Here is a 24,608-nt window from a genome sequence, read left to right on the forward strand (position 1 = left end):
TAGAGAAAGAGGGCTTGCGCCTTTTCTTTACCGGATTTTTATATTTCAGGGATTGTAATAAATGGGAATACTCGTTATAATAGAACTACTACTCATAAAGTGGCTTCATCTGATGGAATAGGGTGCAGGACAGAAACTTTCAGTTTCCCATGTGCCTATTTTTTTGACCGCTTTTGAGAGTTTCTGTGAGAAAAGAAGGGAGGAAGAAAAATGAGACTCATAGCAAAGTATCTGAAAAACTATAAAAAAGTCTTTCTGCTGAATCTTCTCTCGGTCTTTGGCTTCGCCTTAGTGGAACTGGGGATTCCCACTATCGTGGCCCAGATGATCGACAAAGGAGTGACCACAAACGATCCGTCTTATATTTTAAAGATGGGGGGAGTGATTGTAATCATATCTATTGTGGGAGTGGGAGGAACGATCCTGATGGGATACTGCTGTGCATTTATCTCCACGGGGATCACCTGCGATATCAGGAATGATATGTTTCGTAAAATTCAGGGATTTTCCAACCGTGAGTATCAAAAATTCGGGGCGGCATCACTGATTACAAGGACGAACAATGACGCGTTTCAGATTCAAATGTTTATGAATATTCTATTTAGAACAGCACTTATGACACCTGTGATGATATTCGTTAGCTTTACTTTGGTACTTCGGACTTCTCTGCCCCTGTCCCTGATCATTATCTCTACGGTTCCGGTGATTATCATTGGGGTGCTGGTGGTGGCAAAAATCTCCGAGCCGCTCAGTGAGAATCAGCAGCTGTCCATGGAGGCAATTAACCGAATATCCAAGGAAAACCTGAGCGGAATCCGGGTGATCCGGGCTTTTAACAATGATCCATATGAGCAGAAGCGGTTTAATGAGGCGAATAATCAGTATATGAAGTATTCGAAAAAGCTCTTCAAGCTCATGTCCCTGACACAGCCTATTTTCTTTTTTCTGATGAATATAGCTGGGATGGGTATCTTCTGGGTAGCTGCCAATATGATACACGCGGGTCATCTGGAAATCGGGCAGCTGGTAGCCTTTATGGATTATCTGTTCCATGCTATGTTTTCCGTTATGCTGTTCTGCCTGGTATTCATGATGTACCCCAGGGCAAGAGTCAGCGCAAAACGGATTGAGAAAGTAATGAATCAGGAGGTTGCCATTAAGAATCAGGAAGACGGCATCCCTCTCAAGGGGGAAGTGGAAGAGGTGGTGTGGGATCACGTTACCTTTGTCTATCCAGACGGAGAAGAAGCAGTTCTGAAAGATATATCCTTTTCTGCCAAAAAGGGGGAGACCATTGCCTTTATCGGCAGCACGGGTTCCGGTAAGAGCACGCTTATCAATTTGATTCCAAGAGCGTATGATGTGAGCGGAGGGAGTATTCGAATCAACGGCAGGGATATCCGAGATTTTAATCTGGCTTCCCTGAGGGATGCCATTGGCTTTATTCCTCAGAAAACCATGTTATTCAGGGGAACCATAGCCGACAATATCCGATTCGGCAAAGAAGATGCCACAGATCGGGAAGTAGAGCAGGCGGCAAGGACTGCCCAGGCCTATGACTTTATTATGGAAAAGGGCGGCTTTGACGAGAATATCACTGAGAGTGCCACGAATATCTCCGGCGGACAGAAACAGAGGCTTTCCATTGCCAGGGCACTGGTAAAGCGTCCGAAGATTTATATATTTGACGATTCCTTCTCTGCTTTGGACTTTAAGACAGATGCGACCCTGAGAAGAGAACTGAAGAAGGAGACAAGGAATGCGATTGTCATGGTAGTTGCTCAGAGGATTGCCAGCATTATGGACGCAGACCAGATTGTCGTGCTCAACGAAGGAAAGATTGTGGGGATGGGAACCCACAGAGAATTGCTGAAATCCTGCTCCATCTATCATGAAATCGCAGTCTCCCAGCTGAGTGAGGAGGAATTGGCGAATGCATAAAAAGCTACAGAAATTAAAAGATAATATCGCACAGCTGAGTCCTTTTATCGCCCCTTACAAGTGGGGGTTCTGGGGAGCTGTACTTATGGGAATCATCTCCATTGCAGCTATGACTACAGCTCCAAGAATAGAAGGTATGATTACAACACAGCTGGCAAAGGATGCCTCGGATCTCATGCAGAAACTGCCGGGAGCCGGCGTCCATTTTAAAACCGTATTGCATATCCTGGCCGTGCTGGCTGTGATTTATCTTGTAAAAACGCTGGCTCAGGCAGCCAGCGCCATTATGCTGACGAATTCCATACAAAATGCTATGCACGATATGAGAAATGCGGTGCAGGATAAGGTGAGAAGACTTCCGGTCCGGTATTTTGATTCCAACAGCTTTGGGGACGTACTGAGCCGGATTACCAATGATATTGACACCATATCTAATGCACTGCAGCAGAGTTTCATGCAGATCATCAACGGGATCCTCACTTTAATCCTGGCAATTGTTATGATGTTTACGATACAGCCTGTGATGGCGTGTATGGCTTTGGTTATTATCCCTCTTAGTCTTCTGATTACCAGGTTTATCATAAAAAAAAGTCAGAAGCAGTTTAATGCCCAGCAGAATTCTATGGGAGAGCTGAACGGTGCTATTACTGAAATGTACACCGGCTTTCGGGAGATTCTGTTGTTTAACCGTCAGGCAGACTCTGTAAGGGAATTCGAGGAGATCAACGACAGACTGCGGAAGCATGCTTTTTCCGCCCAGTTCCTTTCCTCCATGCTTTCCCCTCTAATCTCACTGGTTACTTATCTGACCATAGGCGCTATAGCTGTAACCGGTGCACTGTTTGCGTTAAGCGGCGTGATTACCATAGGGAATCTCCAGGCCTTTATCCGTTATGTATGGCAGATCAACGATCCTCTGTCTCAGGTTTCCCAGCTGTCTGCCCAGATTCAGGCAGCCTTTGCGGCCATGGACAGGGTATTCGGGATTCTCAGGGAAGAGGAAGAGGTGAAGGAGGCCGATCCGCCTGTGATTTTGGAAAAGGCGGAGGGAAATGTTACCTTCGACCATGTCTCCTTTGGATACAGAGAACGCCCGGTGATCCAGGACTTTACCATTGAGGTAAAGAAAGGGCAGATGGTTGCCATTGTGGGGCCTACCGGAGCGGGAAAGACCACATTGATTAATCTTTTGATGCGCTTTTACGATGTGAACAAATGCAGCATACGAATTGACGGTGTTGATATCAGAGATATGAAGCGGAGGGATCTGAGGAATATCTTCGGAATGGTTCTGCAGGATACCTGGCTGTTTTCCGGAAGTATATTTGATAATATCCGTTACGGGCGTCTGGATGCCAGAAAAGATGAGGTCATCGACGCGGCAAAGGCGGCTAATATCCATCACTTTATACGGACTCTTCCGGGAGGATATGATATGGTAATTGACGAGGAAGGAAGTAACATCTCTCAGGGAGAAAAACAGCTGCTAACCATTGCCAGGGCTATCTTAAAGGACCCGGATATCCTGATCCTGGATGAGGCTACTTCTTCAGTTGACACCAGAATCGAGCGGATACTGCAGGATGCCATGCAGAGGCTTATGGAAGGAAGAACCAGCTTTGTGATTGCCCACCGGCTGTCTACCATTAAAAATGCGGATATGATTCTTGTGATCCGGGACGGAAATATTGTTGAACAGGGAACACATGCGTCTCTTTTGGCGGCACATGGGTTCTACGAACAGCTTTACAATTCCCAGTTTGCGGGAAAACAGATATAGAAGATAAGAAAAAGAAAAAGAACTTCTGTGACGCTCACAGGAAGTTCTTTTTCTTATGGTATAAGGAAAATTTAATCTGGTTAAGCTGTTAAGTAGAACATACTTGGGATTGGAGGAAATTATGGTTACATTTCGGGATCTCACCCTGGAGGATCAGGATATGATAAACAGTTACTTTGAGAGACTTCAGGCAAATAATTCAGAATGCAGTTTTACAAATTTATTTATATGGAGAAAATGCTATCATGTCCAGTGGGCGATTGTGGAAGGGTATCTGGTGATTCTGACCACGGTCAGAGGAAAAAGCTGGATTTTACCGCCGTTCGGTAATTATCAGGATGGAGATTTGAAAAAAGTAATGGAACTTCTGAAAGTATATTTTCAGGAAAAAGCCATGCCATTTGTAATCCGGGCCATTCCGGAAGCGGCAGCTGAAGCACTGAAGAAAGAGGTGCCCGGCTGGTTCTGGATGGAGGAGGAGAGAGAAATATTTGATTATATCTACCGGGGAGAAGATCTCAGGCTTTTAAAAGGAAAGAAATATCACGGTAAGCGCAATCACATCAACCAGTTTAAAAAACGATATTCAGATTATGGATATGAGAAGATTACCGCGGAGAACATTCCGGAGGTAAAAGAATTTTTGGAGCGCTGGTGCTTTTACCGGCAGTGCAAGAGCGACTTTGACAGAGAGCTGTACTGCGAAAAAAAAGCCATTTATGAAGCTTTTTCCAGTTGGGAGCAGCTAAAATGCACAGGGGGAGCTATGAGGGTAAATGGAAAAATTGAAGCATTTACCATAGGAGAGCAGCTGAATAAGGACACTGTTCTGATTCATATAGAGAAAGCAAACGTAGAGATACCTGGTTTATACGGGGTGATTCATCAGGAGTATCTCCTTCATGAATGGCCGGATATCCTGTATGTAAACCGGGAAGAGGATATGGGAGATGAAGGTCTGAGAAAAGCGAAGCTTTCTTTTTATCCTACTGCGTTCGCCAGGAAATGGAAGGCGGAGTACCAGGAGAAAGATACACTTTACTGTCATAGAGCATCGGACGAAGATAAGGAGGAGGTGAAGCGACTGTGGGAATACTGCTTCACTGATACCAGAGAATTTACAGAATGGTATTTCAGCAGATATTACAGGACAGAGAGAACCTTTGGCGCTTTTTTAAATGGGGATCTGACCGCAAGTGTTCAGATGATTCCCTATGAACTCTTAGTAAGAGGAAAAAAAATGAGGGCCTCTTATGTGGTGGGGCTGGATACTGCTCCGGAATACCGCAGAGGCGGAGTGGGAAGAAAACTCCTGAAGTACAGTATGGAAGAAATGCGCAGAGAAAAGCGCTGTATCAGCCTTCTGATGCCATTCTCGCCTGGCTTCTACCTTCCTCTGCAGTGGACTTTCTGCTATTTTAAACAAAACTATGTGATAGACCCTTGGGACTTAAACTATGCCAGAAAGCCGCACCTGGGAGGGGCGGCACAGGAACACGGGACCTTTCGCCGGGTTCGGATGAAGGACGCAGTTCAGGTGATGCAGAACATTTATCAATCCTATCAGAACGGCAGAAACGGCGGTATTCTAAGAGGGGAGGAGCAATGGGAGCTTCTAACGGAAAGCTGGGAATTGGAACATGCAGTCTGCTATGTCCTTTCCGGGAAGGAAGTCCAACAGGCATATATGGTATACTCTATAGAGGGTACGGTGATGCGCATCCATGAGATGCTATATACAGGCGAGCAGGCAAAACGGGAGTGTCTGGACTTCATTTACGGACACCGTTCTCATATTGTTAAGGCAGAGTGGGCGGCAGAAAGCGGGGATACAACATTTTGCTATCTGAATCCCGGCAGAAGTGTATGCACCTTACAGCCTTTTCTGATGGCGAGAGTTGTGGATGTAATACAGGCCTGGCGGGAGTTTGCAGTTCTTGCCATGAAAGAACCTGTGATCATCCGTATAGAGGATGAGCTTCTGGAGTGGAATAATGCCGTATTCAAGTTTTGGGAGACGGACGGAAAGAAGGAGTCTCAGAGGCTTGGAGAGGAGGTCCAGTGGGATTACTGTATGGGAATTGAAAGCTTTACACAGCTGCTGATGGGCTCCTCCTCTTTTGAAGAATTACTGACCCGGGGAGCAATCGTACGCGGCGGAGCGCTTGAGGGGGAGCCCTTAAAAAGCCTTTTTCCAAAATTGAATAACGATATCCAGGAATACTATTAAGATTGAAATTTTTCTCCTTATAGGGTAAACTGTTGAATAAATGGAACCTTTGCTTCTGTATTCTGCTTAGAAGGCAGAAGCAGATGGGGGCCATTTGCAGGAGTATAAATAATGCCGGTGCAAAAACAGGGGAGCATCATCGGCTGTAAGTGCACAAGCACTTTACGAAGGGAGGAAATCATGAACTACATAGGAAAATATTTGGGAGATCTGGGGGGATTGACCAATAAGTACAGCAGTATACTGATGACAGTGGGAATTGTATTCGCACTTTTGAACTGTTTTTTCGGGTATAAACTGAGAAAGGTATGGATTACCCTGGTAGGTGCGCTGGCAGGTGCTGCAGCAGGAGGTGCTGCGGGGTATTACTTTTTAAAGGATGTGAAGCTGTCAGCTGCCATTGCTGCAGGCGGAGCGATTCTTTTGGCGGTATTTGCATTCCAAATCTATCGTCTGGGACTCTTTGTTCTGTGCGGGGGGCTGACCTATTGGATGCTTGGACAGCTTTTCTCAGCCGATACCTCTATGGCTAGAGGGATTTGCATCGTTGCAGGAGTGGTGGTAGGTGTTCTGGCGCTCCAGTATGAGAGAATTATTGTGATTCTGACAACGGGAATCTGCGGAGGCTTTGGAGCTTCCAGGCTTTTATTTACAATGACCGGCCGGGAGGCGGGGATTCTTGCAGTGTTGGTGGGACTGATCCTTGCAGCTTTGGGGATCCTGTTTCAATATCAGCTTGGGACTAAGAGAGGAAAAGAGGAGTTTGAAAAAGATTCCCAGTCCCTCTTTCACAGAGACGGCAAAAGCCGGGGACGCAGCCGGAGAAAAAAGAGGAGCCTAAGGGATTACCTGCCTACCCGCAGGAAGAAAAAAAAGAAGAAGCGGGGAAAGGCGGATACCTCAGAGAATGTTCAGACTTCCACCAGCCGGCAGAGCAGGGGAACAGGAGGCACTAAGAAAAAAAGCGGAACAAACTCTGAGAGGCCTCAAACTTCAAACCGAAACAAGTTAAATTCGGAACCGGAAGACGAGCGTTTGGAAGAGTCTTGTCTTTCTGAGAACCGTCAGGACAGAATCCGGGATGGGTATGAGAATCCTTTGGATATGGACGAGATTGCAAAGATGATCTCAAAAGATGTACAAAAGATTTATGAGGATCAGGAGGAAAAATAAGCCATTGTAAACCATCATCACTCTGTTCTCACGTGTGACAGGGCACACGACGGCCTTTATTTTACCGTCGTGTGTAAGGTTTACTTAAACAAAGGCAATATGATTTTCCCTGACAATACGGCATAAATGAATAGGGCGCTAACAATACATAGAATTGCGCCGTACAAGCGGAAGACGGCAGGAAACCATTGCCGCTTTGACCGGTCTGCAATGGTTCTGGATGGCAGTATAAGAAATGACAGCAAAATGCAGAATATAACCTGATTCGTATGCTAATTGCCGTATTAATTCCCTCTGGGTTCTCCCATTTCCTTCACTAAATGGATGGAGTGCATTTATTTCTGAAAAATAATAGGCTGCTTTTTGAACAAATTTCTCTTTGGAGAGTCGCTTTAAATAATCATCATTCTGTAATTTTCTAAATAGTTCACTTGCCTGCATTTCAATGAATTGTACTTTGCAAAACATATTTGATTTTGCAATATCAACTGTACGGATTTTCCCAGCCCAGGAATATATATCTTGAAATATATATTTGTGAATATTTCGCAAGTGCTCAAAATCAAATTTACCTGTTACTGGTTTCTCCAGCAAATCCATTAATGAAGCATTGTCAATTTCCGTTCTACTTCGGGAAGCTTATCACTGTCTTGAACGTTCAATTTGTTAATCAAAACATCTGAATTAGGATAGCAGTAGATTTTATCACTCATTTATCACTCCTTATAGTTCTCCAAAATCTGCTGCCTGATAGTGTCCTTGTCCTTAGTTTTCTGATATTCTTTCAACAATTTTATATCTTCCCTGTCTAGCGGCATTTGTTCCATTGCCATTGAAGCACTGACTTCGGAAACCTGTTCTTCAGATGTGTATAAACGTGGAATTTTTATTTCAAAAGGAATACTTTTTGTTAATATAATTTGTTTTAATAACATATTGACAACTGATGACAAATTAGTTCCAAGTTCTTCAAGAATGGCACTGGCCTGTTCCTTATCTTTAGCATCAGTACGCACCTGTAAAAATGTTTTCTCCATAAAAATACCTCCTGATATAGTCAAATAACAATTGAATTCTATATATATTAAGTATATCATTTTGTAGTGACATTATCAATACATTTTATTTATCACCCCGAGCTTTTCAGCAAACTGCATTTGTGTCATATCCTGTTCCTTTCTGCGGGCAGCAATAAATTTTCCGATATTGTTTTGCTCCATCTTCAGGTAGAACAAAATCCACCAGAGGAAGAATAAGGAGGAACAAGGGAAAGAGTGGGGTTATATTCCCTTACATACTCAAATATTTTATAATTATAGTTTTTCCGCCGGGATATTACAAGGTATACTGCATGTCAGCCAACACCATGTATAAAGTAGTGTATCCGGTTAATAAACAGATAAAATAATGAAAAATATAAATAAGTATTGACAAAATTGTATAAAAGGGTTAATATAACAATATAAAATAACAAAAGAAATAAATAACAGATTAAATGCTTTATTCCTTTTGTTATTCAATTTAAGATAAGGAGGTACGGACCGCCAAAACCTTAAAGTAACAAACCCAAAGAACTGTAAAACTTTACTTATACTTTTTAATGGAGAAAGGTGATGTCAACCACATAATCCTAGTGAAAGATGAGAAAAGGTTTTATAGAGAAAGAGGTACAAGAATGATTGAAGAATCAAAGTGAGATGGGTATCGATAAATAATAGTCGATGCCCATCTTGCTTTTGTCTGCAGATATATTTTATCTGATCCTATGAAAAGTACATAAAAAATCAGTGGTTAAGTAGGAAGAAGCTTTATAAAATTTATGCAAAACAGCAAAAAAAGTATAAATTGGAAAATCAACATTGACAGATATATCGTCAGGATTTATAATAAAATCATCTTGAAACGGGTTTCAAATAACAAAGTGACATAAAAGGAGTACAAAATGACAAGTATTCGGGATGTGGCAAAGCTGGCAGGGGTATCTCCGGCAACAGTATCCAGAGTAATGAACAAAACAGCGAATGTGGACAGTGTGAAGCGGCAGAGGGTTGAGCAGGCCATAAAAGAAACCGGTTTCAAACCCAATGAGGTAGCCCGCTCCTTATATAAAAAGTCCTCTAGGATTATAGGGGTGATTGTGCCAAATATCGAGAATCCATTTTTCAATGAACTGGCAGGGGCAATCGAAGAGGAGTGTGACAAAAAGGGGTATCGACTGACATTATGCAATTCTAATAATGATTTGGAAAAGGAAAAACGGAATATGAATCTCCTGAGCAGAATGAATGCAGATGGCATCATACTTATGACGAATCAGAAGGAGATAAAAGAAGAAGTAAGAAAGTGTCAGATACCGGTCATTATGCTGGACCGTCAGGTGGGAACCGGAAGTGAGATTGCATACATCCAGTCAGACCATTACATGGGGGGCCGCATGGCGATGGAACATCTTCTGGACTGTGGATGCAGAAACATTGTGCAGATGAGCGGCCCAAGCCGTTTTTCCAGTGCCAGACAGAGATTTCAGGGATACACAGATGTGTGCAGAGAAAGAAACGTGACAGCGGTTACATTAGAGTGTGAGTATGATTATGAGGACGGGTTAAAAAAGGCGGAAGAACTCATAGAGAATTATCCGGAGACCGATGGAATTATAGCGGCAAATGATATGGTAGCCATCTCCGTATACAAAGTGCTGGCAAAGAAAGGATACCGGATTCCCCAGGATATTCAGCTGATTGGATTTGACAATATAAATCTGAGCAGACTGTTTACCCCTGAGATTACTACCATAGAACAGCCCATTGCCCAGATGGGGCAGGAGGCGGTCAAGGTACTTACAGATCATATTGAAGGAAGAGAGATCCGGCGGCAGAATGTGTTCCCGGTAAGATTGATTCCGAGAGAGACCACCGTGGATAAGCCGGTGAATAAATAAAGAAAAGGAGTAAATATAATGAAAACAGCAGTTGTGGGAAGTATTAACATGGACATGACAGTAACAGCGGAGAGAATTCCGCTAAAAGGGGAGACCTTAAAGGGAGACGAGCTTCATTATATCCCCGGAGGCAAGGGGGCCAATCAGGCTGTGGCAATGGCAAAGCTGGGAGCAGAGGTAGAGATGTTCGGATGTGTGGGCGATGATGAGGCAGGACAGAAGCTCATAAAGAACATGCAGGAGGCAGGTGTCAGTACTGGTCATATCAGAATTGTGAAGGATGTTCCCACAGGCATCGCCCTGATTACAGTGGGAGAGAATGACAACACCATTATCGTGGTGGCAGGCGCTAATAACTGCGTGGATAGAGCATATGTGGACAGTATAAAAGAGGAACTTTTCCAGTGCGATATCGTGCTGCTGCAGCATGAAATTCCTCAGGAGACTGTAGAATATGTGGTTGATATCTGCACCGGGCAGGGGATTAAAGTGGTGCTGAATCCTGCGCCTGCAAGGCCGGTAAAGCAGGGGATTCTGGAAAAGGTTACCTACCTTACCCCTAATGAACACGAGGCGGCTATTTTATTTGGAAATGAGTGCTCCACAGAAGAACTCCTGAAAAAATATCCGGAAAAGCTTGTGATTACCCTGGGCTCCAAAGGTGTTATTACCTGCAGAAAAACTGGTGAGATTCTCCTGGTCCCAGCCAGAAAGGCAGATGTAGTGGATACCACAGGGGCGGGTGATACGCTCAACGGAGCTTTCACCGTAGAGATTGCAAAAGGCAGGGATATAGAAAGTGCACTGAAACTGGCCAATACAGCTGCCAGCCTGTCCACAGAAAAGTTCGGGGCACAGGGCGGTATGCCTACTCTGGAAGAAGTAATCAAGGAAATGGAAGCATAAAAGGTAAAATCTAAGGCCGGTATAGATTTCTTATGGGAGAAATAGATACCGGCAGAGAAAGCGGAGGAAAAAGGATGAAGAAACATGGAATAGTAAACAGCGATATATCCAGGGTGCTCAGCTATATGGGACACACAGACACCATTGCAGTAGGGGACTGTGGTCTGCCTGTCCCCGATGAGACGGAGAGAATAGACCTGGCGCTGACTTTGGGAAAACCTGGTTTTATGGAAGTTTTGAAAGCGGTTTCAGAAGACATGAAAGTAGAAAAGATTGTATTGGCTGAAGAAATAAAAGAAAAGAATCCAGCTATTCTGAGCGAGATTAAGGAACTTTTTCAGGTTATAGAAACCGGTTTCAACGTGGAGTTTGTTTCCCATGAGGAACTAAAAAAGCAGACAAAACAATGCAGGGCAGTAATTCGTACCGGTGAGACAACGCCCTATGCGAATATTATTTTGCAGTCTGGCTGTATATTTTCGTAGTTAGAATGCTGTATAGGACAGCAAGAAGGAAGGGAGGAAGTTGCCATGCAGATAGAGATGAAGGGGATTGACAAATCCTTTGGACAGAATCAGGTGCTGAAGGATGCCGGGTTTGTGCTGGCTCCCGGCGAGGTACATGCATTAATGGGGGAAAACGGCGCCGGCAAGTCTACGTTAATGAAGATTCTTACAGGAGTGTATACCAGAGATGGGGGAACGGTAACCGTAGACGGGAAGGAAGTGCTGTTTAAGAACCCTCAGGAGGCCGAGAGAGCCGGCATTGTGTTTATCCATCAGGAATTAAATGTACTGTTTGACCTCACAGTGGAAGAGAATCTGTTTCTGGGCAGAGAGATTAGAAACCGGCTGGGGATGTGCAATCAGAAGGCCATGAGAAAGAAAGCGGAAGCAACCCTGGAAAAGCTTGGGGTTCAGATTCCCGTTGATCGGGTAATGTCTGAGCTTTCTGTGGGACAGCAGCAGATGATTGAAATCTGCAAAGCCCTTATGGTGGATGCCAGGGTGATTATTATGGATGAACCTACCGCTGCCCTTACCCAGAGCGAGACGGCAGTGCTTTTTGAGGTGATTCAGTCTTTGAGGAAAAAAGGGGTGTCTATTGTCTATATCTCTCATCGGATGGAAGAGATTTTTGAATTGTGCGACAGGATCACCGTGCTTCGGGATGGATCCTATATAGGGACAAAGAACATTCCTGAGACGAATATGAATGAAATTGTTAAAATGATGATAGGGCGTGAAATCGGAGAGCGTTATCCGAAAAGGGAGGTTACCATAGGAAGAGAGATGCTCCGGGTTGAAGGACTGACAAAAAAGGGAGTGTTTCAGGATGTGAACTTTTCTGTGCACGCCGGTGAAGTGCTGGGAGTATCCGGCCTGATGGGTGCAGGCCGGACGGAGATCATGCAGACTATCTTCGGAAATCTGTCCTGGGATCAGGGAAATATTTATATTGACGGCCGGAAGGCTACGATAAAGAATCCGCTTCACGCTATGGAGCAAGGCATTGGTTTTATCACAGAAGACCGAAAGACCGAGGGGCTTATGCTGGAAGAGAGCATCAAAAATAATATCTCCCTGGCAAATCTGGGGCGGATCTCAGGAAAGGCCGGAGTTATCAGCAGAGCGGCGGAGGATGAACTTGTGGGCAAGGCGATAGAAGAGCTCCGCATCAAATGCTTTGGTCCTTTCCACGAATGCAATAATTTAAGCGGAGGAAACCAGCAGAAGGTAGTCTTTGCCAAATGGATTTATACGAATCCCAGAATTCTGATACTGGATGAGCCAACCAGGGGTGTGGACATAGGCGCAAAAAAGGAAATATACAGTATTATTAATGAGCTGGCAGCCAAGGGCGTAGCAATTATCATGGTATCATCAGAACTGCCGGAAATACTTGGAATGAGCGATCGGATTATGGTTGTGCGGGAAGGGCTGATTCGGGGAATCATTGCTCAGGAAGAGGCAAATCAGGAAAAAGTAATGACATTAGCTACGGGAGGTACCTTATAATGAATGAAAATAAGAAAAAAGTTTTAAACTATGCCCAGGACTTCGGAGCTCTGATTGCTCTGGTGGTATTAATCCTGGGAATCAGTATCGCAAGCCCTGAATTCAGAACCTGGTCCAACTTTTTATCACTGCTGCGTCAGTCTTCCATCAACGGACTGATTGCATTTGGTATGACATGTGTAATTCTCACAGATGCCATTGACCTGTCTGTAGGTTCCGTGCTGGCGCTCAGTACGGCTCTGTGTGCAGGTATGATTACAGCCGGAGTTCCGGCAGGTCTGGCTATGATTCTGGCTCTTATCCTGGGAGCCGCCCTGGGTGTTGTCAGCGGTGTTTTGGTTACAAAGGGACGTCTCCAGCCGTTTATCGCTACACTGATTACTATGACCGTGTACCGGGGACTGACTATGATCTTTACCAATGGAAAACCCATTTCCAATCTGGGTGACAGCTTTGTCCTTAAATTAGTAGGAAAAGGGAACTTTTATCATATACCTATCCCAGTCATTCTTCTGATTCTTATTTTCCTGATCTTCTTCTTTCTGCTGAACAAGACAACGTTTGGAAGACGGGTTTACGCAACCGGCAGCAACTGGAAGTCTGCGAAGCTGGCAGGGGTAAATATACATAAGACAAAGATTATCGTGTATGGTATCTCCGGCCTTATGGCAGCACTCTCCGGACTGATTCTTCTCTCCAGATTAGGATCGGCCCAGCCCACACTGGGGGACGGGTATGAACTGGATGCTATCGCTGCGGTAGCCTTGGGCGGAACCAGTATGAGCGGAGGAAGAGGTAAGATTTACGGAACATTTATTGGTGTGCTGATTATAGCGGTGCTGAACAACGGTCTCAACATTCTGGGGGTATCCTCTTACTATCAGGATGTTATCAAAGGCCTGGTTATTCTTGTAGCTGTATTATCTGATAGAAAAAGATAGGGGGAAGAACTCATGAAAAGATTTACGTTCCTTAAAAAATGTGCGGTATTTGCGGCAGCCATCGCTTTGGCAGCCGGCCTTGCGGGCTGCAATGCGATTACGATCGATGGGGAGGATACCTCAGAAGGTTCTGCAAAAGGGGGGAATGCCATTGGCTTTTCTGTCTCAACCCTGAATAATCCATTTTTTGTATCTCTGGCAGACGGGGCTAAAGCTAAGGCGGAAGAAGAGGGAGCAAACCTGATCGTGGTAGATGCAGGGGATGACGCGGCGAAGCAGACCAGTGACATAGAAGATTTAATCTCCAGAAATGTAGGGGTATTGATTGTGAATCCGGTGGATTCCGACGCAGTTGCCCCGGCTGTAAAAAATGCGGTATCCAAAGGGATTAAGGTCATTGCCGTTGACCGGGTAGTAAACGGAGTGGAGGTTGACTGTCAGATTGCGTCTGATAATGTGGCGGGTGCCAAAATGGCAACTGAGTATCTGGAAGAGCTCATCGGAAAAGGCGCCAAGGTTGCGGAACTGGAAGGCGTACCGGGGGCATCTGCCACCATTGACAGAGGAGAGGGATTCCATCAGGTGGCAGATACGGCTTTTGATGTGGTGGCAAGTCAGACTGCAAACTTTAACCGTGCGGAGGGCATGACGGTAATGGAAAATATTCTCCAGTCAGACAGCAGTATTCAAGGGGTATTTGCCCACAACGATGAGATGGCGCTGGGGGCTGTGGAGGCCATTGCCGCCTCAGGAAAAGATATTAAAGTGGTAGGATTTGATGCCACGGATGATGCCCAGGAGGCTGTAAAAGCAGGGAAGATGGCAGCAACAGTTGCTCAGAAGCCTGACAAGATGGGGGAAACCGCTGTTGCAGCTGCACTTCAGATTTTGGCAGGAGAAACGGTAGATCCATCCATACCGGTAGAAGTAGAACTTATAAAATAGCAGAAGAAAAATAGGTTAGGACGTTGTTTTTATGAAAAAATGACGTCCTAAATTGTATTTTAAATAATTATGTAGTATAATCCGGTATAAAGGCTAAAAATAAGTGGAGAACTGATAGATGTTTGGATATGTTACGATTTATAAACCTGAGCTGAAAGTAAAGGACTACTATAAGTATAAAGCATACTACTGCGGCCTGTGCCAGACCTTGAAAGAAAAATACGGGTTTACTGGGCAGATGACTCTGACGTATGATTTTACTTTTGTTACCCTTTTATTGACATCTTTGTATGAAAGTGAGTCCAGGATGTCTATGAAACACTGTAAAGTGCATCCGGTGAAAAAGACCGGGATGCTCCAGAATGAAATTACGGAATATGCCGCAGAGATGAATCTGCTTTTAGCCTATTATCATTTCCTGGATGACTGGAAGGATGAAAGAAAACTAACCGGTCTCTCCGGGATTCATGCTTTAAAAAGCAAAGCGTCCGGGGTCATCAGAAAATATCCGAAAAAATGCAAGAAAATTTACACCTGTCTGGAAGAACTGTCCCGCTGTGAAGAGGCAAATGAGACAAGTATTGATAAAGTGGCAGGATGTTTCGGAAGGCTTATGGAAGAGCTCTTTATCTACCGAAGGGATCAGTGGGAGGAAGGCCTTAGAAGGCTTGCCTTTTATCTGGGGAAATTTATCTACATTATGGATGCCTATGATGATTTGGAAAAAGACAGGGAGAAAGGAAATTACAATCCTCTGAATTTCCTTTATGAAAAAGAAGAAAATGAAGTCTATGAAGAAGAGTGCCGGCAGATGATGACCATGATGATGGCAGAATGCAGCAGTGAGTTTGAAAAGCTGCCCTGCCTGTTAGACGCGGATATCCTGAGGAATATCCTGTATGCAGGCGTCTGGACTAAATATGATAAAATTCAAAAAGACAGGAAAGAAGGAAAGGAACAAAAAAATGGTAAATGATCCATACAGCATTTTGGGAATCTCACCAAATGCCTCCAATGATGAAGTAAAGAAGGCTTACAGGGATCTAAGCAGAAAATATCATCCGGATTCTTATGTGGATAATCCTCTGGCAGACCTGGCGGAGGAGAAATTTAAAGAGGTGCAGGAAGCCTACGATCAAATTATGAAAGACAGAGAGGGCGGATATGCCGGGGCAGGGTATTCCCAAAGCGGTTATCAGGATGCCGGCACAAGCTACAGCCAGGACAGCAGTGAGGATATGGTACAGCTGAATGCGGCTGTGAATTATATAAACTCCCGCCATTACCGGGAGGCCCTGAACGTTTTGACCCGGATGAGCAGAAGAAGTGCCAGATGGTACTACTGCAGCGCTGCAGCCAATGCAGGAATCGGGAATAATGTGGAGGCTTTGAATCATGCCCGTCAGGCTGTGAATATGGAACCCAACAATCCGGAATATACGAACCTTCTGAATCAGCTCCAGTGGAGTTCTCAGAGGTATCAGACGAACAGCTACGGGGGCGGCCGGCCGGCATATTCTACCGGGAATTTCTGCTGTGATTTGTGGTGTGCTGACAGTTGCTGTGAATGTATGGGAGGAGATCTCTGTCCATGTATTTAAAAGGAAAGAGGATGGCAGTTGGGGGCCTGTCGCTGGCCCTTGCGGTAGTATTCATTGTGCTCAGCGGCATCATTGAGACTAATACACTGTTTCTTTTAGCTGCCGCATCTTTTTTTGTGGGAATTATCATCCGTGAATTTAATCTGCGGATGGGAGTGGCATTTTATATTGCGGCCATTATATTAGGAGTATTGGTTGCCCCTAACAAGCTGTACTGTATTACCTTCGCAGCCATGGGATTCTATGTCCTGATGGTAGAGGTATCCTGGGTGGCCCTGGGAAAAACCAAACGGTTTCAAAACAGAAAAGCGGTTTTCTGGATTATGAAATATCTGGTTTTTAATGTTATGTACCTTCCCATGCTGTACTTCTTTCCCAAACTCTTATTTGCAGGGGAAGTGCATGGAGGAGTAATGCTGGCTTTTATCGCAGGCGGTCAGGTGGTTTTGTTTATATTTGACAGGGCGTACGAATATTTTCAGGTGCAGGTGTGGAATAAATTCAGAAAGCGTCTGGGGCTTTAGGTTAGGCTGATTGTGTTGCTGCATATTATTCCTTCACAGGGAATGGTATTATAAAAAGAACATGAAAACATTACCAACAAATGCAAAAAAGGAGAGAAATTTATGGAAATGGTGTCAATCGCAAAGGAATTACAGGAGAATGCATATCCGGGACGCGGTATTGTTCTTGGACGATCCGCTGACGGAACAAAGGCAGTGGCAGCTTACTTTATTATGGGAAGAAGTGAGAACAGCAGAAACCGTATCTTCGTAGAAGACGGGGAGGGAATCCGCACCCAGGCTTACGACCCTTCTAAAATGCAGGATCCCAGTCTCATTATCTATGCACCTGTAAGAGTGCTGGGCAATAAGACCATTGTCACAAACGGAGATCAGACAGATACAATCTACGAGGGAATGGATCGGCAGATGACCTTTGAGCAGTCTCTCCGCTCCAGAGAATTTGAGCCGGACGCACCCAATTATACCCCCAGGATCTCCGGTGTTATGCATGTAGAAAACGGAACATACAGCTATGCAATGTCTATCTTAAAAAGCAACAACGGAAACCCTGATTCCTGCAACCGTTATACCTTTGCCTATGAAAATGCAGCAGCAGGGGAAGGACACTTTATCCATACATATAAATGTGACGGCAATCCTCTCCCAAGCTTTGAGGGAGAGCCCACCCTGGTTGATATTCCGGATGACATTGACGCCTTTACCGATACGTTATGGACCAGCCTGAATGAAGACAATAAAGTATCCCTGTTCGTACGTTTTATTGATATTACTACAGGGGACTACGAGACAAGAATTGTGAATAAGAATAAATAATAAGTTTGGTGCATTTGGGGACGTGTTCTTTCTAAAAGGAACACGTCCCCAAATCGATCCGGCCTGTCCCTTTTTAAGAAGGGTGTGCGGAAAAACAAATAAAGAATAGAAATAATACAGTAAGCGTTAACTATAGTCTGATAAGTTACATTTTATAGAGAACAGTTCAAAATATATTGACACGTTAAAGGTATTATGATATTATCGGCCTATAAAGGAACTTGGATGGTGATGATATGGCAGGGAAAAAGTCAGGGATGCTTCAGGCAAAAACGAAATGTGATATTGTAGTAGAGGAAATATTATCAATGATCAGCAGAGGTGAGTACTCGGAGAATGAGAAGCTGCCGCCGGAGCATTATTTTGTGGATTATTTTGGCGTAAGCCGTGTGACAATCCGGGAAAGCTTTAAAAAGCTTAACATGCTTGGGGTTGTAACAATAAAGCAGGGAGAGGGAACCTTTGTAAACAGAATTGACTTCGGCACAATGATGAAACCACTTTTCTCTGCTATTGTATTGGATAATCTGGGGATTAGCCAAATCTATGATGCAAGGCTGTTTGTAGAATCCGGGAATGCCAGACTTGCTGCCAGAAATCGGACGGAAGAAGAACTAGAGACTTTAGATGAGCTGTTGCGGAAAATGAGGGAGGTGGTGAATCATAAAGATACCAACCGTTTTAACCAATTGGATATTTTATTTCATGAGATGATTGGAGAAATGTCCAGAAATCACATTATGTCTGCTACCTACAAAACAATTAAAGATATCCTTAAAAATTATATTACACAGAGCAATCTTTCTTTCTCTACAGTAGAAAGTTCTTTACAACAGCATATAGAGATTGTGGAAGCAATTAGAGAACATAACGAGGAGAAAGCCAGGATTGTTATGGAGAACCATGTAGAGCAGAGAAAACTGGCCTTAATTAAGCAGTTTAACGAGGAAGGTGCACCGGATTATATTAAAGTAGAAAATTAGAGTGGGGTTAAATTATGGGACGTGTGCAAAAATTACCTTATGGGAAAAGATTTATTGAGCTGGATCTGAACAAATTGGGCAGTGTCCAGCTCGTAGAACCAAATCCTGTTCTAAATGAACGGGATGAGGAAGTGATTGTAAGAGAAGCTTTGGAGCATCCAATGGGCTCTATAAGTTTAAAAGAACTTACAAAAGGCGTGAAGAAAATTCTGATTATAACCAATGATAATACTCGTCCAATGCCAAGTAAAATAACGATTCCTGCTATCATAAGGAGTTTTTATTGGGATGAAAGGTATTATGATATTACTATTTTGATTGCCAATGGTCTCCACAGGGAGATGAGAGAAGAAGAAATGCGGGAACAATTTGGGGAGGAAATCTGCAGCAAATACAGAATAGTGAATCATAATGCTTCGGATCGTACACAGTTAGTTGATTTTGGCAGACTGTCATCGGGAAATGTACTTTGGCTGAACAAGCTTCTTGTGGAGCATGACCTAATCATCTCAGAGGGCTTTATAGAACCTCATTTTTTTGCCGGTTACAGCGGAGGGCGAAAAAGTATACTGCCGGGGGTTGCAGGAGAAGAGACAATATTACATAATCACAGGCCTGAAAATATAGCAAGCCCATATGCAACAGGAGCTAACTTAGATGGCAATCCCATACATAAAGAGTGCCAGGAGGCGGCTAAAATGGGAAAACTTGCATTTATATTAAATGTGGCGCTGGATCGCAGTAAAAAGATTGTGGGGGCTTTTGCGGGAGATCCGGTGAAAGCCCACACATGCGGATGTGAATATGTTAAGAGAATGATGTCAGTTGCGGCAAAACGAACGGATATTGTCATCGCCACTAATAACGGCTATCCATTAGACCGAAATTTGTACCAGGTTGTAAAAGGGATAGATACAGCATCAAAGATTGTAAAGGAAGGAGGGGTAATAATAGTTGCTGCAGAGTGCATGGAAAAAGTAGGTCATAAAAACTTTGAGGATTTGATTCTTTCCTGCCGCAGCGTTGAAGAACTGCACTGCAAAATGTCATCTCCGCCGTCAACGGCAGACAAATGGCAGGTGCAGATTCTTGCCAGAGCATTAAAAAAATATAAAATAATTCTGGTAAGTGACGGCATTGATCAAGCACTTTCCGAAAAGCTTTTTCTAATTCATGCAGTCAGTATAGAGGAAGCTGTGAAAAAAGCTTTTTTAATTAAAGGAACTGGGGCAAGTGTGACAGTGATGCCGGAAGGCCCGGTCACAATTCCGGTAGTAAATGATGAAATACGGTGTCTGGGTTGAGAAGATGAAAAGGAGAGAGATTATATGAAAAACAATAAGAAGTTTTTTAGAATTACCGCGGTAATATGTATGGCAGCGTTGACTTGCGGGCTTTTGACAGGATGCTTTGGAAACTCTAAATCAGATGCAGATACAGCGAAAAAAGAAGACACAGCCCAGGCGTCAGACAAGGCGTCTTCCGGAGAGAATACAGTAGAACTTTCTATTGCTCATATTGGAGCCTTAGAATCTCCCTCGAACCTTGCAGTAGAGCACTTTATAGAACTGGTAGAGGAAAGGTCCGGGGGTTCCATAAAGATCACGAACTATCCTGCCAGCCAGTTGGGTGCGGACAGAGATATTCTGGAAGGAATCGTGGGAGGCACTATTGATATGGGAATTCCTGCGGCTGGAATTTCGGCACTCTATCTTCCTGAATATTATATTTTCGATGCGATGTATATGTTTGAGAGCGAGGAACATTTAAAAAAGGTAGCGGAAGGGGAATTAGGGCAGGAAATTGCGGATAAGTTTCTGGATAAGACGGGAGTGCGCGTCCTTACTCAAAACTGGGAACGGGGTACAAGACAGAGTATCTTTTCTAAGGATGTGGAAGATCTGCCGGATTTTGCGGGGGTAAAAATCCGTTTGCCGGAAATAGATTCCTATTTAAAAGGGTATGAACTTCTTGGCGCAAAGCCTACAATCATTGCCTTTAACGAGACATATTCCTCACTGCAGCAAGGTGTTGTTGACGGTATGGAGTGTCCTTTGGATTGGATTTACGACAATAAATTTTATGAAGTGTGTAAGAATCTGGTTATGACAAATCATGTGTATTCTGTAATGACTGTACTGATTAACGATCAGAAATTCAATATGCTGTCTGATGAACAGAAAAAAATATTGGAAGAAGCATCCGTGGATGCAGGAAATTATCAGAATGATCTGTTGCACGAAAAGGAAGAGGAGTATCTGAAGATGATGAAAGAGGAAGGGGTTAAGGTATATGAGCCTGACTTAAAGCCATTCCGTGATGCAGTGGAACCAATGCTTCCTGATATGGTGAATGAATGGGGAGACGGCTTATATGACAAGGTAATGTCGTACAAGTAAATACTGCAGGAACCTTCGAAAGGAGCTGACATATGAAAAAAATCATTCAGAAAATGTCACAGGGACTTGAATGGATAGGCGGTTTAATGATTTTGCTGATGACGGTTGTTGTCCTGCTTCAGGTGATTATGAGATATATATTTAACTCCCCGCTGACATGGACGGAGGAATTTGCAAGATATCTGTTTGTGTACATAACATTTCTGGGCGCTGCACTGCTAATATATGAGCGGGGGCACTTATACGTTGAAATTATTTTCAACAATCTGCCCATAAGAATAAGAAAAATCCTGCAGCTTATTCTCGATGTGATAATACTGGGATTTTCTGTTTTTCTTACTATATCGGCGAAGGCGTCTATGGATGTGGCAGAAGGATCTTTTTCTACTGCCATGCACATACCCATGAACTATATAGGTTTTAGCGTATTGCTGGGAGCCTTGCTAATAATTCTCTTTTCCCTGTGGAATATTGTTCAGGATGTTAAGGGCGCATTCAGCAGAGGAGGGGAGGATTGAGCATGGCACTTCTTATTATTTTATTTTTTGGCCTGATGCTGCTTGGGGCACCTATAGCTATAGCTATGGTATTATCCTCAGCTGTAGTGTTTGGACTGCAGACGGAAATGCCCATTCAAATAGTGGCCCAGCGTATGCAGTATGGCGTAGATTCTTTTTCACAGCTGGCCATTCCTTTTTTTATACTGGCAGGGCAATTTATGAATCATGGAGGCATCAGCAACCGCATCATAAAATTTGCGTCTACCTTAGTGGGTCATATTAAGGGGGGACTTGCCCAGGTCATGATACTGGCAAGTATGCTGTTCGCGGGGATCTCAGGTTCTGCCTATGCGGATGCCTCTATGCTGGGAACCGTTCTTTTGCCAAGAATGAAGGAAAAAAATATCCTGTAGCCACCAGCACAGTGATACTGGCAGCAGGAGCTACCATCGGGCCTATTATCCCTCCCAGCATACAGATGGTTATCTATGGGGTTACGGCCAGCGTATCCGTGGGTCAGCTTCTGATTGCGGGATTTTTCCCGGGTATTGTCATGGGAGTCATGCTGATGCTGATAACCGGGATTATAGCTAAAAAAGAAAAGTGGCCGAAAGATCCAAAGGCTACCTGAAAAGAAAGGGGCAAAGCGTTTTTGGATGCTCTCTGGGCCCTGTTAATGCCGATTCTGATTGTAGGCGGTATGCTGACTGGAATATTTACCCCTACGGAAGCAGCAGTAATTGCCTCATTATATGCATTTTTGGTAGGTAAATTTGTCTATAAGGAACTAAAATTAAAAGATGTTCTTCCTATCTGCCGGCAGGTATTCAAACAAACCGCTCAGGTTACAATTATAATTGCCGCAGCCGGGGTGCTTGGATGGCTGATGACAAAAGAGCGCATACCTACTATCCTCAGTGAGGCACTGCTCTCTGTCACTGACAATAAGGTTATTATTCTGCTGCTGGTGAACTTAATACTATTAGTGCTGGGATGTTTTATGGAAACAACTGCAATAGTGCTCTTAATGACGCCGGTTTTGTTGCCGCTTATGACAACTTTGGGAATTAGCCCCGTACATTTCGGTGTGTTTATGATATTGAATCTCTGTATTGGCCTGATTACTCCCCCTGTCGGAATGTGCATGTATATCGGATGCGGAATCAGCGGCTGTTCTATCGGGGAATTCAGCAAAAAATTGTGGCCATTTTTTGCGGCCCTGGTAATTGCACTTTTAATTACAGTATTTTGTGAACCGGTATCAATGTTTTTACCGAAATTACTGTTTTGATGGGAGGAATACATATGCAAAATGCGGAACGTGTTGTGACAGCTCTTAAAGGGGGCAAACCGGATAAAGTACCGTTTATTTTAAACACTGTTATGATAAATGTTCAGGAACAGATAGTCAGACACAAAATAGAGGAGCCTACCTACAACGGTCTGAATAATGCAGGATGGCTCGGCAGTCCGGCAGAGAATGCACAGGTAGTACCGGCATTGACAGTAATACCCGAAGCGGCCAAAAAGATTGGACTGGACGCTATTCAGATACAGGTTTTGCCTCCCATGTTTGTGAATTGGGTGGTAAAAGACGGAGATGCTTGTGTCAGTCAGGGACTGATAGACGGAGAGAACGCACTAAGACAGATCCAGATGCCTGATCCGGACGATGAAAAGCTTCTGAAATCTGTTGATGAGATGATAAAACGCTATAAAGGGGACTTCGCCATGGGCGCCAGAATCCGGCTGGGAGTTTCTCCTGCACTCCTGAGTATGGGAATGGAAAATATTGCCGCATTCTACGCAGATGAAGATGAGACGCTGCCCAGAACCATTGAAATGTTTACAGACTGGAGCCGCAGAATGAACAAAAATCTCAGTGAATTGGACTTTGATTTCTTCTGGGCCTTCGACGATGTGGCATTTACTTCAAGTCTTCTGATATCCCCGGATATGTTCAGGAAGTTTTTCAAGGATAATATGAAAAAGGCAGCATCCACCATAAGCAAGCCGTGGATTTATCACAGCGATGGAAATTATCAGCTGCTATTGGATGATATTGTGGATATCGGAGCTTACGGCATTCATCCCATAGAAAAAGGATCTATGGATACCAGATGGCTGAAGGAGACATATGGGGAAAAGCTCTGTATGGTAGGGAATGTGGATATTAATTACATTCTGAAAGATGCCCCTTTGGGGGAGGTTGATCGGGAAGTTAAAAACTGCATTGATTTGCTGGGACCTGGGGGAGGGTATATCCTATCAGACTCAAACAGCATTCCGGCATGGTGTTCGCCTGAAAATGTGATTGAGATGGGGAGGGCTGTGGAGAGGTATAGGTATATTTATTAGATGGGGCAGTTGTTACTAATTGGGATTTAGGGGTGTAGCACTTGGACTTCGGCTCAAGGTGATTCAGGACGGCAGGTGTAGGTGGCAGGGGGACGGTGAGACAAATCCCGCGGCAGCGGTCCGTCTGGTTCGGACGGGAGGGAGGCTTAAGTTCCGGGGACACCTCCGTCGAGAAGAGAGTCTAAGACAAAACCGGAATCCCCGCCGGAGCACCGTTCGTATGTGCAAAGAATGCTTGATGTGCATTCTCTGCCCATGCTCACTTTTTTTCGGCCCTGACTGCCGAAAAAATCTCCAGCGTGAATCCCGGTTTTGCCTAAGACTCTCTACTCACTCCTGCGGAATCGTCCCCGGAACTTAAGCCTCCCTCCCGCCCGAACCAGCCAGCCCACCGCCACAGAATTCCTCTCACCTGGGTATGGGGAAGTTCCAGGGGGGGCTATTTATCCAAAATATCGAGTTATCAATAGTGTGAAACCAGAGGAAAAGTGTACAACTCTCGACCTTCCCCACCCGTTTTCCGTGAATGTGAAGTGAGTCTCTGCCAGGATATAG

At 44.2% G+C, this 24,608-nt stretch carries 21 protein-coding genes and 1 pseudogene; 20 read left to right on the forward strand and 2 right to left on the reverse strand.

Annotated elements, in window-relative coordinates; all coding sequences use genetic code 11:
* Positions 1-210: 210 nt before the first annotated feature.
* From GKG41_RS07415 to GKG41_RS07430, 4 genes are all read left to right on the forward strand, one after another.
* Complete coding sequence (locus tag GKG41_RS07415) at positions 211-1,941, forward strand: ABC transporter ATP-binding protein (protein WP_154257901.1); 1,731 nt, start codon at positions 211-213, stop codon at positions 1,939-1,941.
* A complete protein-coding gene (locus GKG41_RS07420) occupies positions 1,934-3,721 on the forward strand; it encodes an ABC transporter ATP-binding protein (RefSeq protein ID WP_154257902.1) in 1,788 nt (595 codons plus the stop codon). The genes GKG41_RS07415 and GKG41_RS07420 overlap by 8 nt, the downstream gene beginning before the upstream one ends.
* Positions 3,722-3,842: 121 nt before the next feature.
* Positions 3,843-5,951, forward strand: a complete 2,109-nt coding sequence (locus GKG41_RS07425) for a GNAT family N-acetyltransferase (RefSeq protein ID WP_154257903.1) — start codon at positions 3,843-3,845, stop codon at positions 5,949-5,951.
* A gap of 180 nt (positions 5,952-6,131) precedes the next feature.
* Positions 6,132-7,124 (forward strand): DUF4203 domain-containing protein, encoded by a 993-nt coding sequence (locus tag GKG41_RS07430; RefSeq protein WP_173015658.1) that lies wholly within the window; start codon positions 6,132-6,134, stop codon positions 7,122-7,124.
* 138 nt (positions 7,125-7,262) lie between these two features.
* On the opposite strand, the gene GKG41_RS07435 is transcribed toward GKG41_RS07430, so the two are convergent.
* Both GKG41_RS07435 and GKG41_RS07440 read right to left on the reverse strand, forming a co-directional pair.
* The gene (locus GKG41_RS07435; protein ID WP_154257905.1) at positions 7,263-7,724 is read right to left on the reverse strand and encodes a Fic family protein; all 462 of its coding nucleotides are present in this window, start codon (positions 7,722-7,724) and stop codon (positions 7,263-7,265) included.
* 116 nt (positions 7,725-7,840) lie between these two features.
* Positions 7,841-8,161, reverse strand: coding sequence for a type II toxin-antitoxin system RelB/DinJ family antitoxin (locus tag GKG41_RS07440; protein WP_173015659.1), 321 nt, complete (start codon positions 8,159-8,161; stop codon positions 7,841-7,843).
* 905 nt (positions 8,162-9,066) lie between these two features.
* Here GKG41_RS07440 and GKG41_RS07445 point away from each other — a divergent pair.
* From GKG41_RS07445 to GKG41_RS07530, 16 genes and pseudogenes are all read left to right on the forward strand, one after another.
* On the forward strand, positions 9,067-10,062 hold the full coding sequence (locus GKG41_RS07445) for a LacI family DNA-binding transcriptional regulator (RefSeq protein WP_154257907.1): 996 nt from the start codon (positions 9,067-9,069) through the stop codon (positions 10,060-10,062).
* An 18-nt stretch (positions 10,063-10,080) separates the two neighbouring features.
* Positions 10,081-10,968, forward strand: coding sequence for a ribokinase (rbsK, locus tag GKG41_RS07450; protein WP_154257908.1), 888 nt, complete (start codon positions 10,081-10,083; stop codon positions 10,966-10,968).
* A gap of 74 nt (positions 10,969-11,042) precedes the next feature.
* Entirely contained in the window at positions 11,043-11,453 is a 411-nt protein-coding gene (rbsD, locus tag GKG41_RS07455; RefSeq protein ID WP_154257909.1) for a D-ribose pyranase, read from the forward strand.
* A gap of 45 nt (positions 11,454-11,498) precedes the next feature.
* Positions 11,499-12,986, forward strand: a complete 1,488-nt coding sequence (locus GKG41_RS07460; protein ID WP_154257910.1) for a sugar ABC transporter ATP-binding protein — start codon at positions 11,499-11,501, stop codon at positions 12,984-12,986.
* On the forward strand, positions 12,986-13,927 hold the full coding sequence (gene rbsC / locus GKG41_RS07465) for a ribose ABC transporter permease (RefSeq protein ID WP_154257911.1): 942 nt from the start codon (positions 12,986-12,988) through the stop codon (positions 13,925-13,927). Before GKG41_RS07460 ends, rbsC begins: the two co-directional genes overlap by 1 nt.
* A 12-nt stretch (positions 13,928-13,939) precedes the next feature.
* Positions 13,940-14,872, forward strand: coding sequence for a D-ribose ABC transporter substrate-binding protein (locus GKG41_RS07470; protein WP_154257912.1), 933 nt, complete (start codon positions 13,940-13,942; stop codon positions 14,870-14,872).
* A 118-nt stretch (positions 14,873-14,990) separates the two neighbouring features.
* Positions 14,991-15,848, forward strand: coding sequence for a DUF5685 family protein (locus tag GKG41_RS07475; RefSeq protein ID WP_154257913.1), 858 nt, complete (start codon positions 14,991-14,993; stop codon positions 15,846-15,848).
* Positions 15,838-16,473 (forward strand): J domain-containing protein, encoded by a 636-nt coding sequence (locus tag GKG41_RS07480; RefSeq protein WP_154257914.1) that lies wholly within the window; start codon positions 15,838-15,840, stop codon positions 16,471-16,473. Before GKG41_RS07475 ends, GKG41_RS07480 begins: the two co-directional genes overlap by 11 nt.
* Positions 16,464-16,997 (forward strand): hypothetical protein, encoded by a 534-nt coding sequence (locus GKG41_RS07485; RefSeq protein WP_154257915.1) that lies wholly within the window; start codon positions 16,464-16,466, stop codon positions 16,995-16,997. Before GKG41_RS07480 ends, GKG41_RS07485 begins: the two co-directional genes overlap by 10 nt.
* A 102-nt stretch (positions 16,998-17,099) precedes the next feature.
* Entirely contained in the window at positions 17,100-17,813 is a 714-nt protein-coding gene (locus tag GKG41_RS07490; RefSeq protein ID WP_154257916.1) for an IMP cyclohydrolase, read from the forward strand.
* A gap of 236 nt (positions 17,814-18,049) precedes the next feature.
* Positions 18,050-18,796: a FadR/GntR family transcriptional regulator gene (locus tag GKG41_RS07495; protein ID WP_154257917.1), complete on the forward strand. Its 747-nt coding sequence runs from the start codon at positions 18,050-18,052 to the stop codon at positions 18,794-18,796.
* Positions 18,797-18,810: 14 nt separating this feature from the next.
* Positions 18,811-20,100, forward strand: coding sequence for a nickel-dependent lactate racemase (larA, locus tag GKG41_RS07500; protein WP_154257918.1), 1,290 nt, complete (start codon positions 18,811-18,813; stop codon positions 20,098-20,100).
* Between the two features lie 24 nt (positions 20,101-20,124).
* Positions 20,125-21,195, forward strand: coding sequence for a TRAP transporter substrate-binding protein (locus GKG41_RS07505; RefSeq protein WP_154257919.1), 1,071 nt, complete (start codon positions 20,125-20,127; stop codon positions 21,193-21,195).
* Between the two features lie 32 nt (positions 21,196-21,227).
* Positions 21,228-21,713, forward strand: coding sequence for a TRAP transporter small permease (locus GKG41_RS07510; RefSeq protein ID WP_154257920.1), 486 nt, complete (start codon positions 21,228-21,230; stop codon positions 21,711-21,713).
* Positions 21,714-21,778: 65 nt separating this feature from the next.
* Positions 21,779-22,986: pseudogene (locus GKG41_RS23430) on the forward strand (TRAP transporter large permease).
* 14 nt (positions 22,987-23,000) lie between these two features.
* On the forward strand, positions 23,001-24,053 hold the full coding sequence (locus GKG41_RS07530) for a uroporphyrinogen decarboxylase family protein (protein WP_173015660.1): 1,053 nt from the start codon (positions 23,001-23,003) through the stop codon (positions 24,051-24,053).
* Positions 24,054-24,608 lie beyond the last annotated feature (555 nt).

The organism is Lactonifactor sp. BIOML-A5 (assembly GCF_009677585.1).
Lineage (GTDB): Bacteria > Bacillota > Clostridia > Lachnospirales > Lachnospiraceae > Lactonifactor.